Below are 12,012 nucleotides of genomic sequence, written 5' to 3' on the forward strand. Positions count from 1 at the left end.
GTTATTGCTAAAAAATATTATCTAACTCTTTCATGAGGAATACAAGAATGATTGAAAATTTAGCATTGCTATCATTTAGCAATGGTGGATGGGGAGCGGTTATACTTTCCAGTGCAGGAATGACTTTGTCATTGGCATTATGTTGTGGACTTCTAGGATTTCCTCTAGGACTTCTCAATGCAGTAATGATTCGATCCAATATTAAGATAGCTAAAGCTCTAGCACGTCTCTTTTCAACGGTGTTTCGTGGATTACCAGAGCTTTTAACTTTGTTTTTAGTTTACTACGGATTACAAAGCCTTATTCAAAATTTATTTGACTATTTTAATTTTGAAATCATGTTCAGTATCAATGCTTTTGTTGCTGGTGTTCTTGCTCTTAGTATGGTTCTTGCAGCTTTTTCTTGTGAAGTTTGGCTTGGAGCATTTAATATTTTTGATAAAGGTCAATATGAAGCGGCTAAAGCTTTAGGCCTTTCACGAACAACCACATTTTTTCGTATTGTCTTCCCTCAACTCATCCGAAATGCCTTGCCAGGACTTTCTAATAATTGGCTTACTTTACTGAAAGATACATCCCTTGTTTCTACAATCGCGCTTGTTGACCTCATGCGACAAACGAATTTAGCTGTCGCGGCTACCAATAAACCCATGCTATTTTATTTTGTAGCATGCTTACTCTATTTGTTATTTTCAGCGGTTTTTACTGCAATCTTACGCCATTTGGAAACATACACTCAAATAGGCTATAAAAAGGTGCTAAGTCAATGATTCCTGAGTGGCTTTATTTTCTTTTTAATCCTGATCTTTTAAGTCATTATGGACCCAAATTTATTAATGGCTTTATTGTTACTGTTGAACTTGTTTCTATTTCTTGTTCTCTAGGCCTTTTTCTTGGTATGATTATCGCTTTTGCACGTCTATCAGAGAATACATTTTTACAATATTTTGCAAATGCTTATGTCTATTTTTTCCGTGGCTCTCCTTTATTAGCTCAACTCTTTCTTTTTTATTATGGGCTTGGTTCAATGAACAGTTTTTGGCAACAAGTGGGGCTATGGTGGTTTTTTCAAAACGCGTGGTATTGTTGTCTTTTTATTTTTACACTCAATTCTGCTGCCTATCAATCTGAGATCTTTAAAGGAAGTTTTCTATCCGTAACAACTGGACAACGCGAAGCATCAAAAGCTTTAGGTTTAAGCAACTCTGTCACATTTTTTAGAGTTATTCTTCCACAAGCAATGATTGTAGCATTACGCCCCTTAGGAAATGAGTTGATTTTAATGATTAAATCCAGTGCTGTTGCCTCACTTATTACTGTTTATGATTTAATGGGGGTTGCTAAACTCGCTTATTCACGGACTTTCGATTTTCAAGTTTACGTTTGGGCTGCTCTTATCTATCTCTTTATCGTTGAACTCATTCATCGTTTTATTGTTTTTATCGAGCAGCGCCTCACTCGATATTTACGGTAAATAAAATGATCATAAAAAACTTTACCAAACCAAAATGTTGAATTAATCAAGTTCTTCATCAATGAAAGAATAAAATAAGATGAATTTGAAAAATAATAAATCGATCTCTCCCAGTAAAAACCCTGTGATCTCTATCCAAAATCTAAATAAATGGTATGGAAACTTTCAGGTCCTACATGATATCAACTTTAATGTTCAAGCTGGTGAACATATCGTTATTTGTGGACCATCCGGATCAGGAAAATCAACGTTAATTCGTTGTATTAATCAATTAGAACAAGCACAAAAAGGTTCAATCTGTATCCATAACGTTGATATCCATACTGCACCTATACAACAGCAAAAAAATGTTCTTCGTAAGATAGGAATGGTCTTTCAGAACTTTAATTTATTTCCCCACATGAGCGTTATACAAAATTGTATTTTAGCACCTATGACCGTTCAAGGGCTTTCCAAACAACAAGCACAGGAACGGGCAATTCGTTACTTAACGCATGTTGGTATTGAAAAACACTGTGAAAAATATCCTTTACAACTTTCTGGTGGGCAACAACAACGTGTTGCGATTGCCCGTGCACTTTGTATGGAACCCGAAGTCATGCTTTTTGATGAACCAACCTCTGCTCTTGATCCAGAAAGTGTGGGAGAAGTTTTGGAAGTGATGGCTCGATTAGCCGATACAGGGATCACAATGCTTTGTGTTACCCATGAAATGGGCTTCGCACGTAAAGTCTCAGAAAGAATACTCTTTCTAGAAAATGGAAAAATTGTTGAAGATGCAGCCTCTGAAAAATTTTTTACCAATCCTAAAAGCCAACGTGCTTGTAATTTTCTTGCTAAAATTAAATATTAATCATTAAAATATTGCTTTATTTATACAATTTTATTCCTGCTTTTTAAAAGAGTGATAATTGTTTGTGCGCCAACAACCCCCGATGGTACTTCAGTTTTCATTTTCTGTTCTACCATCTCAAAGGAATCAAGTTGTGCCTGTCGCAATAAAGGATTAGCCAAAAGTTGTTCTACCTGTCTTGCTAACATGCCAGGACGGATTAATTCATTCAAATATTCCGAAACAATAGGCTTATCAGCAATAATATTTGGAAGAGCAGCACTCCATAACATCATTTTAGGAAAAATAAATAATTTAGAAAAGAAATCAAGTTTATAGCAAAGAACCATAGGAACTTTTGCTAAGGCTAATTCAAGTGAAACAGTTCCATGTGCAGCAAGAGCAACATCTGCTTGTGCAAAAGCACGCCATTTTTCATCTTCACCAACTACAATTTCTATCTTGCTTTTCCAGCCCTGCACAAAGTCGCGGATTCTATCTACCAAATGAGGTAAGGTTGGTAAAATAATACGTAAATGAGGAATACGTTGTACAAGAATCTCTACTGTTTCTCGAAAAATAGGCATTAAGGAACGAATTTCTGAATTGCGTGATCCTGGCAAAATAACTAATGCAGGCGATAATGTTTGTGTATCGATCAAATTTCTTTGTTCTAATTGGCTTTTTTTTTCTGACTGAACTCTCAAAAGGGGAGGATATGTCAAAAGACGATGTCCAACATAAGTCGTGGCAGGGCCTCCCAAATCTTGCATAATCTTTTCTTCAAAAGGAAAAACCGCTAAAACATGATCAACAAATCCACACATAGCTTTTGCACGCTCTGGCCTCCATGCCCAAACGGTTGGTGCAATATATTTAATGATAGGAATAGAAGGCGCTAAAGCACGTACCTTTTTTGCAATACGATGCGTGAAATCAGGACTATCAATAATAATTAAACAATCAGGTTGTTCTTGTGCAATAAATTTGGATAAATTGCGAATATGTAGCAACAACAATGGTAGTTTTTTCAACACCTCCTTTAAACCTATTAAAGCAATATCATGGGAATCAAAAAAGCTTTTTAAGCCTAATGCCTTTAAATGGCTCCCCCCAACACCAATCAAATGAATATTGCATCCTATCTGTTGTGATAAACAAGAAATTAGATCGGCCCCAAGTAAATCACCAGATTCCTCACCTGAAACCACTGCAATCTTTAAGAAACAATTATTCATGACCAAACTTTTCAAATGTCTCTATAAATAAAGAATATTTGTTGGCTTTTTCTATTGTTGTTTTCACTGATAATATTAGACTTCTATTTGCCTCCACCGCAACACCAGATAAACCACTCTTTGCAATATTCATTATTGTCGCGGGCCCAATTGATGGCAAATCAACGCGATTATCCTGTTGTGGTTTTGCGCATTTTACAAGAATGCCACCTTTAAGGGGAATTTGCCCTCTTTCTCGCATTTCACAAATACGCCACAACATATTATCAGTTCCCTCAGCGCCCTCTAGAGCAACCACCCTTCCTTGGACAACGACAACGGCTTGCCCGATATCTAATTGACCTAAAAGCTTTGCTGCTTCTACTGCTAAAAAAATATCTTTTTTCTCTTTTGGAGTAGCGCGCCGTACTGTTAAATTAAATTCTATAGGAGCTAAAAGATCTGGGACTATTTCGTGAGCACCAATAACACAAAAACCGTGTGCTTCAATAACCCGTATAAAAGCTTTTAATAACGCATCGTCTCCCCTCTTCAAAGCTCCGATTAACTTAGGAAGAGCTAAAAATGTTGTCCAGTCCAGTCGCAATTGTTTAAGAAGTGGACGCTTTTTCACACCACCTGCCAAAACAACATTATATACACCAGCCTCTTTTAAAATTTTAACGAGTCGTGCTAACTCTACAATTGATAGCTCGCAATGCTCATAGCGATAAAGAACAGAATCTGCCTCACCATGCAAAAGCACAAGAAAAGGATTTTCTCCATTCTTCTCAAGAGTCTGCGCAACAGTAATCGGTAGAACACCATTTCCTGCTATAATAGCAGTACGGCCGGAAAGAAAACTTCTGGCTCCCCAAATAGGCATTTTTAATCCTTATGTTCTTTTATTCTAACACCTTCAAATTTTGGTGTGCAATAAAAACGCTTTCCTTCTTCTTTAATAAAATTAACAACTTCAGAAACAGACTGAGAAGAAGAATAGAAAGAAGCAACATCACTGACACGCTCTTTAAATGGTTTGCTATGATCAAAAAGCATAGCAACCGCATGACGGAGTGCATGAATATCTTGACGCTCAAGTCCTGCACGCTTCATGCCAATAATATTGAGTCCAGCAAGTTTTGCCTGCACACCAACAGCTGTTCCATAAGGTATCAGATCACCAACCAGTGCAGATACGCCGCCGATAAATGCATGATGTCCAACACGAACAAATTGATGAACAGCAGCACCACCACCAATAATCACATAATCACCAATAGTAACATGACCAGCAATCATTGCGTTATTGGCAAATGTTACATGATTGCCTACATAACAATCGTGAGCGATATGCGCATAACAAAAAAATTGGCAATTATCACCAACAACTGTCATTCCTACACTCGAATCGGAACCCCTATGCATTGTTACACCTTCACGAATCGTACAATTCTTACCAATAAAAAGAGTTGTAGCCCCTCCTTTATGTTTATTATTTTGCGGATCTGCCCCCAAAACGGCATGAGAAAATACTTTACTCTTGGCTCCTAACGTTGTCTTTCCCATTATTACAACATGACTTGTCAAACTACATTCATCACCAATAACAGCCTCTGAACTAATATGGCAAAATGGTCCAACGCGTACATTCTCACCAAGCTGCGCTCCCTTCTCCACAAGAGCAGTTGGATGGATTTTCGTACCGGACATTTTTTAATTCCCATCAAATATCGTTTATGCTTCTTCGACAATCATCGCAGCAATTTCTGCTTCAGCGACGCGAACATCTTCTACTTTTGCAACACATGAAAAACGTCTCATACCAGATCTTTTTTTCAAAAGCTGAACATGGATTTTTAGCTGATCACCAGGCATAACCGGCTTACGAAATTTCGCATTATCAACCGTCATAAGGTAAACTAAATTTGTTTGCTTATTGCCTAAATTTAAAAGTGCTATTGCTCCTGCCGTTTGTGCCATAGCTTCTAAAATCAAAACTCCAGGCATAACAGGCTTTGAGGGAAAATGTCCCATAAAATGTGGCTCGTTAATCGTTATATTTTTAATACCAATCGCTTCTTGTTCACCATCAATATCAACGATACGATCAATTAATAAAAATGGATAACGGTGCGGTAATATTGATAATAGTTTTTCAATATCGACAGCCTCTAAGTTTTTAGTTTTTTCACTGCTGATCATATCAGCGTTTCTCCTTTTTAACTTTTCCCATACTGCGCAATGCCGCTACTTCACGAAACCATTGTTTAAATGGTCGCGCTGGACTACCTCCCCATTTTTCGCCATCCGGAATGTCATTCATAACACCACTACGAGCAGCAATCTGAACAGATTTACCTATTATGATGTGATCAGCTACTCCCACACTTCCGCCAAGCTGAGACATATCCCCTATAGATGTACTTCCCGCAATGCCACATTGAGCGGCAATAAGACAATAGCGGCCAATTTTTACATTGTGGGCAATTTGTACAAGATTATCAATCTTGCTTCCTTCACCAATAACAGTATCTTGAAATGTTCCACGATCAATTGTCGTGTTCGCACCAACTTCTACACCATCCTCAATAATAACGCGACCAAGCTGTGGAATTTTCTCGATTCCAGAAACGCCCCCAACATAACCAAAACCATCTTGCCCAATGCAAACACCAGGATAAAGCTGAACCTTATCACCTATTATAGAACACTGAACTGTTACCTTAGGAGCAATATAGCAGTCACATCCAATACGGCAATTTTCACCGATAACAGCTGTGGATGAAATAAGAGTTCCTGCACCAATCTCAACATTTTTACCAATAACAGCTCCCGCTTCAATACACACATCATGTGCCAACTTAGCCGTTGGATGAATATGCGCATGCGATGAAATCCCCTTCTGCCCCAACCAAGGCATTGGCTTGACAGAATCTGGAAACAAAATACGACCAATCTGAGCAAAGTCACGCTGTGGTGTGGATGTCACCAAAATTGCCATAGTTTCGGGAACTTTAAAAACAATCTCATTCGTACACAAAACAGCAACAGCAGAACTGTCCAGTAAAGCATCAGAAAACTTCCGATGCTCTACAAAAACAAGCGAACCTTCCACAGCACTCTCAAGTGAAGAAAGAGTATTGATAACTTTATGAGAAAACTCTGGATTAAGAAGCTTTGCACCCGTCAACTCAGCAGCATTTGCAACTGTCAATCGTCGGGACGGCGTAAAAAAAAATGTATCCGCCATCAAAACACTTTCTCTCCCAGCTTAAGCTATTCTCTTCAAGTTTTTCCTTCTTAAAATCGCTCAAATCAGAACTTCGTAGAAATACCAAAGTTCAATTGTTGCAAACGATCACCTTCCTGCTTCGTTATTGGCCAAGCATAATCAAAACGCAAAGGACCAAACGGAGAATCCCACATCAAACTCACACCTGCAGATGAACGCCAAGCACTTTTGGTATTGGTAACAGACGGTTCACCCTTAAAAACGGCTTTATAATTATTGCCATAAAGCGTGGCAATATCCGCAAATAAAGCACCGCGCAACCCAAATCCTTCAGGCACGACAGGGATAGGGAACTGTACTTCAGCAGTCGCATTCATATATGTCGTTCCCCCCAAGAAATAAACCTCACCCTTACTGGAAACCTGACGCGGACCTATTCCATTATATTTGAACCCTCGAATCATATCAGAATTTACTTTAAACATATCGAAAATACGAACACCATCTCGGCCCATTCCGTGGATATAACCACCCCCAAAGGAAAGCAAACCAACGATATCCTTCTGGTCAGAAAGAGTCTTGTACATCATCGCCTTACCCGTGGTCTTCAAGAACTTTGCACTCCCACCAAGCCCTGCATATTCCTGAAGCAGATGCACGTACCACCCATCATGGGGGGATCTCATATCATCAATCGTATTATAGGTGAAACCATAACTAATTGATGAACGTTTCCAAGGGCTGTGTTTTGCAGCTTGAACAATCGCACCAGAATATTTCCCATATAATTCTATTATGTCACTCTCTTTGTCAAAATCATACTCTCCGCCAAAATCATATTCTTCCTGCACATAAGAATAAGCTACATTAGCAGATAATTGATTATTAATAGGTAACGAAAACCGCAGCGATCCACCTGTCTGCCGTACATCATAGGCTTTATCAGCACGATAAGTACTACGAAAAACATCAACACCAGCAGATAAACGATACCCTAAGAAATAAGGATCAACAAATGATAAATTATAATTACGAGATTTTTCTTGCCCCGCACCTAACCCTAAACGAACATATTGACCACGTCCCCCAAGATTACGTTCAGTAACAGAAACTTCAAGTGACATACCAGGACTTGTTCCCCCTGTTGTATACCCTCCAGAAAGAGAGAGATCTCCTGTTGAAGCTTCAACGACATCTATTACCAAAACAACTTGGTCAGATTGATCTGTAGGAACCATTGAAATATTAACGGCTTTGAAGAAACCTAAACTTTCTAGACGACGTTTTGCCCGCTGTAATAAAGTTTGATTGTAAGCATCTCCTTCGTTTAAATCAATCTCACGGCGAATGACGTAATCACGCGTTTTCTCATTGCCACGTATATCAATACGTTGAATATAAGCACGTGTTCCCTGTTCAATATTATATAAAATTGAAATTGTATGATTTGCTAAATTACGATTTCCCCGCGGTTCAACTTTAGCAAAAGCATATCCCGAATCAGCAACTTTGTTATTAATAGTTGCAACAGACTGTTCAATATCTTCTGCACTATAAACATTACCTGGCTGGGTTTTAAGTATCCTTTTCACAGATTTAACGTCAATTCCATCAACATCACTTTCAACCTGAATATCGCTAATTTTATAGAGCGCACCCTCATCAAGAACGAAAGAAATTTTATACGTATTGCTTGCTGCATCAAAAGTTGCTTTAGAAGAAACTACACGAAAATCTGCATAACCACGGTTATAATAAAAGCGACGTAAAGCTTCTTCATCAACAGCGAGGCGCTCTTCACTGTAAACATCACCTCCCAACAACTTCGAAAAAATTCCCGAAGTTTTTGTTGAAATCACATCACGCAAACGGCGACTTCCAAAGACATTATTTCCCTTAAAAGTGATATCACCAATCTTTGTTTTTTTCCCTTCAACGACATTAAATACCACATTAACCCGCCCTTTTCCAAGGTTAATCGTTTGAACGTTAACAGTGATATTATTACGACCAAGAGTTTTATAAGCCTCACGAATTGTATTTATATCAGCAGAAAGCTTAGCAGAATTAAAAGGCTCATTCGGTTTTAAAGAAATAAACCGCTTAAGATCTGGGTCTTTAAAAGATTTATTTCCTTGAAACAATATTTGATTGACAACCTCATATTCTTTTACGAATACAACCAATTTATCACCCACCGGATTTATTTTAACATCATAAAATAAACCCAATTCGAAAAGGTTCTTCACAGCTCTATCAACATCACCACTGGAAACACCTTGCCCAACCTTAATCCCCATATTGTCTCGAATCGCCTGAGAACTTACAAACTTATTCCCACGAACCTCAATAGAGCGGACTACAGACGCTTGTATTTCTCCGACCGCAGCAATTGACATAAAAACCGTTGCTGGGGCAATCATCCCCATCTTTAACACCAATACAGATGCTGCATTTAAAAACTTTGAATTCGTAGTCATTGGCTTTTTTACCTTACTCTCGTTCCTTGGACATGATGCCTTAAAAGCTAACTGCCATAACAACCTTTTTACAGCGAGACTTTTCATTCCTTAATTACTCATTATAATGTACAACGCCACAACATTTTGTAGACATGGTAAACAACCTTCAATTTGTTTTTGCTATTATTACTTAATTTATAAAGCGTTTTCCATAATTTAATTAGCTAAACCAACAAAAATAATCATTAAAAAAGACAAAAATCATAAAAAGGAGAAGAATGGAAAAACCTAAACGAAAAACGATTCCCTGAATTTTAGCAGATATTTTCCTCCCAGTAATGACCTCAATGACATGCAATAAAAGATGCCCACCGTCAAGCGGTAGAATCGGAAAAAGGTTAATAAGCCCAACACTTATTGAAAGAAAAGCTGCCAAATTCAACAAAGAGATAAAACCTGTCTCGCTCACTTTCCAAGCAATTTTAACGGTTTTAGAAGGTCCACTTAGCCGACAACGATCCTCTTTGCCTCCTATTAAACGACTCATAAAAAGAACGGTTTGAGTGGCGATAAACACAGTACGATCTGACGCTTTTCTTACAGCTGTTACAAAACCATAGCGAATATGTTTTATATAAGTTGGATCTAAACGTGCAGGATTATTTAAATCAACAGGAACACCTACACCTATCATAGCACTTCGTGTTCGATTACCAAATCCATCATCTCGCTCAACGACTTTCGGGGTAATCATCGTTGTAAAGACTCGCCCCATGCGTTCTATTTTAAACTCTATGGGTTCTCTTCCGTGAAAAGCTACATAATTCATCAAATCTTCAAAGCTTTCAACCCGTCGTCCATCCATTTCAACAAAACGATCACCTAATTCCAAACCGGATTGAAGAGCAGGGCTATCTTTTACCAAAGAACCAACAACGGGCTCAATGGCTACACGACCATAGATAAAGAAAAAAAATGTTAGAATAACAACAGTAAAAAGGGCATTGAAGAAAGGACCGGCAAAAACAGTTGCTGCTTTTTTCCAAGCATGCGCACTAGCAAATGAACCATCAACAATCAGAGATGATTGGGATGATTCCGTATCGATTTTTTCCTCATCCCCAACAAATTTTACATAACCTCCTAAGGGGATAAGTGCTAAACGCCACTTCGTGCCATGCTTATCTGTATAACTCGCTATTTCTGGTCCAAATCCAAGCGAAAAAATTAACGCCTTAATACCACACCACCGACCAATGAGATAGTGCCCAAATTCGTGCACAAAAATGATAATCATAATGATGAAAAGAATACTCAAACTTCTTAAAAGAAAATCACCCATAGTGACGATATGATTTAAAAGTTCCAAACTATCTTCTCCCAATTAGATCATACTAAAAAGATTAAAAGGCGCATCCATATCAGACATAAATGAACCAATTAAATAAAGAAGAAAAGCTGCCCCTACCAATCCATCTATACGATCCATAAAACCACCATGTCCAGGCAATAAAGAACTAGAATCTTTAACAGAAAACCGTCTTTTGAGCCATGATTGCCCTAAATCACTCAATTGTGAAACAATTGACAAAACAAGTGTAAGGAGTGGCACAAAAAAACTGGCTAAATTTATATCAAAAAATCCAAAAGCAACCCATATACCACCGAAAACTCCGACAAATGTACCACCAAGTGCTCCTGACCATGTTTTATTAGGAGAAAATTGTGGTGCTAATTTAGGGCCCCCTAATGCACGTCCGATAAAATAACCACCAATATCTGTTCCCCACACTATCGTAAATAAGAAAATAACAACTTGGAACCCCAACATTTCATGATCCCGTAGAAAGCATAAAGCAACAACAGGAAAAGATGCATATAAAAAACCACAAAAAACCCAACCACTCTTTTTTATAGATATAATAGCTAACACTGTAGCTAAAACGATTAAAACACAAAAAATCAATGAAGCAGATACACTCAATACTAAAAAAAAGCCAAAGATTAAATAAAAGATACTTGCTAATATTTTTTGTAAAATACACCATTTCTCTTTAGTAATACTCATCCACTCATAAAGAACAAAACCGCCAATACACCATACAAATAAAAAAAAGAAGTTTCCTCCCAACCATGTTAGATACAACGCAATAATGCCAAAAACAAAAGCTGTCAGAATACGATAAACCAAATTAGACAAAACAACATCCAAACAATAAAAATAGAAAATACAAGCTCTAAAATTAACGCAAGAAAAACTCCCCTACGCAGTATTTTTATCTCATACCTGTATAATTTCTCTTATAATTTATCATAAATAATTCAGTCTACTAAGATAGCGCTTATGAAACTAATAATCAATGAAAACAGCTTCAAAAATCTCCGTCAAAATTATAAAATATTTTTTTAATATTTTCTCAAATATAAAATGAAAAAGCAGTTACCTCTGCGCCATACAAATTAACTAATATAGGTTTCGTATAAAAACACTTTTCTATCAACTATTCGTCATTAAAAAATGAATTACGCCACATAACATCTGCTTGATCAATTATACTCACATGTTTTATAATGAGAAATGAGAGAAAGGTTAGACTTGTTTTTTTGCATTATATTCTTTCCCCAACCTTCATCTTAGAATATTTGAATAATTTCTAATAATGCTTTCATTATGCAGTTTAACAAAGACGTACTCAACTAAAAGCCCACACTATGCTGTTAAATAGTGTCTTCCAGCAAAGGGCATGATTTACCACGCAGATTAAAAAATTTAAACATCTGCCCTTTCAAAT

Annotated in this window: 11 protein-coding genes; 3 read left to right on the forward strand and 8 right to left on the reverse strand. The window is 37.4% G+C overall.

Translation table 11 applies throughout. The features are described 5' to 3' along the window. Positions 1-47 precede the first annotated feature (47 nt). From ACFILT_RS02805 to ACFILT_RS02815, 3 genes are all read left to right on the forward strand, one after another. Complete coding sequence (locus tag ACFILT_RS02805; protein WP_375678416.1) at positions 48-770, forward strand: ABC transporter permease; 723 nt, start codon at positions 48-50, stop codon at positions 768-770. Then, positions 767-1,474: an ABC transporter permease gene (locus ACFILT_RS02810; RefSeq protein ID WP_375612132.1), complete on the forward strand. Its 708-nt coding sequence runs from the start codon at positions 767-769 to the stop codon at positions 1,472-1,474. The genes ACFILT_RS02805 and ACFILT_RS02810 overlap by 4 nt, the downstream gene beginning before the upstream one ends. Before the next feature lie 79 nt (positions 1,475-1,553). Next, on the forward strand, positions 1,554-2,327 hold the full coding sequence (locus ACFILT_RS02815) for an amino acid ABC transporter ATP-binding protein (RefSeq protein ID WP_375678417.1): 774 nt from the start codon (positions 1,554-1,556) through the stop codon (positions 2,325-2,327). A gap of 20 nt (positions 2,328-2,347) precedes the next feature. Here ACFILT_RS02815 and lpxB read toward each other — a convergent pair whose 3' ends face one another. The 8 genes from lpxB to ACFILT_RS02855 all read right to left on the reverse strand — a co-directional run bounded on the left by lpxB (position 2,348) and on the right by ACFILT_RS02855 (position 11,420). Then, positions 2,348-3,544 carry a lipid-A-disaccharide synthase gene (gene lpxB / locus ACFILT_RS02820; RefSeq protein WP_375678418.1) on the reverse strand — a complete coding sequence of 399 codons (1,197 nt, stop codon included), beginning with the start codon at positions 3,542-3,544 and terminating at the stop codon, positions 2,348-2,350. Beyond that, entirely contained in the window at positions 3,537-4,409 is an 873-nt protein-coding gene (locus ACFILT_RS02825) for an LpxI family protein (RefSeq protein ID WP_375612129.1), read from the reverse strand. Before ACFILT_RS02825 ends, lpxB begins: the two co-directional genes overlap by 8 nt. A 2-nt stretch (positions 4,410-4,411) precedes the next feature. Next, positions 4,412-5,236 (reverse strand): acyl-ACP--UDP-N-acetylglucosamine O-acyltransferase, encoded by an 825-nt coding sequence (lpxA, locus tag ACFILT_RS02830; RefSeq protein WP_375609506.1) that lies wholly within the window; start codon positions 5,234-5,236, stop codon positions 4,412-4,414. A gap of 24 nt (positions 5,237-5,260) precedes the next feature. Further along, positions 5,261-5,728 carry a 3-hydroxyacyl-ACP dehydratase FabZ gene (fabZ, locus tag ACFILT_RS02835; protein WP_375612128.1) on the reverse strand — a complete coding sequence of 156 codons (468 nt, stop codon included), beginning with the start codon at positions 5,726-5,728 and terminating at the stop codon, positions 5,261-5,263. A gap of 1 nt (position 5,729) precedes the next feature. Next, positions 5,730-6,776, reverse strand: coding sequence for a UDP-3-O-(3-hydroxymyristoyl)glucosamine N-acyltransferase (gene lpxD, locus ACFILT_RS02840; protein ID WP_375612127.1), 1,047 nt, complete (start codon positions 6,774-6,776; stop codon positions 5,730-5,732). A 65-nt stretch (positions 6,777-6,841) separates the two neighbouring features. Beyond that, the gene (gene bamA / locus ACFILT_RS02845; protein ID WP_375678419.1) at positions 6,842-9,238 is read right to left on the reverse strand and encodes an outer membrane protein assembly factor BamA; all 2,397 of its coding nucleotides are present in this window, start codon (positions 9,236-9,238) and stop codon (positions 6,842-6,844) included. Between the two features lie 202 nt (positions 9,239-9,440). Beyond that, the gene (locus tag ACFILT_RS02850; RefSeq protein ID WP_375613470.1) at positions 9,441-10,589 is read right to left on the reverse strand and encodes an RIP metalloprotease; all 1,149 of its coding nucleotides are present in this window, start codon (positions 10,587-10,589) and stop codon (positions 9,441-9,443) included. Positions 10,590-10,604: 15 nt separating this feature from the next. Then, the gene (locus tag ACFILT_RS02855; RefSeq protein ID WP_375613469.1) at positions 10,605-11,420 is read right to left on the reverse strand and encodes a phosphatidate cytidylyltransferase; all 816 of its coding nucleotides are present in this window, start codon (positions 11,418-11,420) and stop codon (positions 10,605-10,607) included. Positions 11,421-12,012: the final 592 nt, after the last annotated feature.

The organism is Bartonella sp. AP7XZML, assembly GCF_042195745.1.
Taxonomy (GTDB): domain Bacteria; phylum Pseudomonadota; class Alphaproteobacteria; order Rhizobiales; family Rhizobiaceae; genus Bartonella.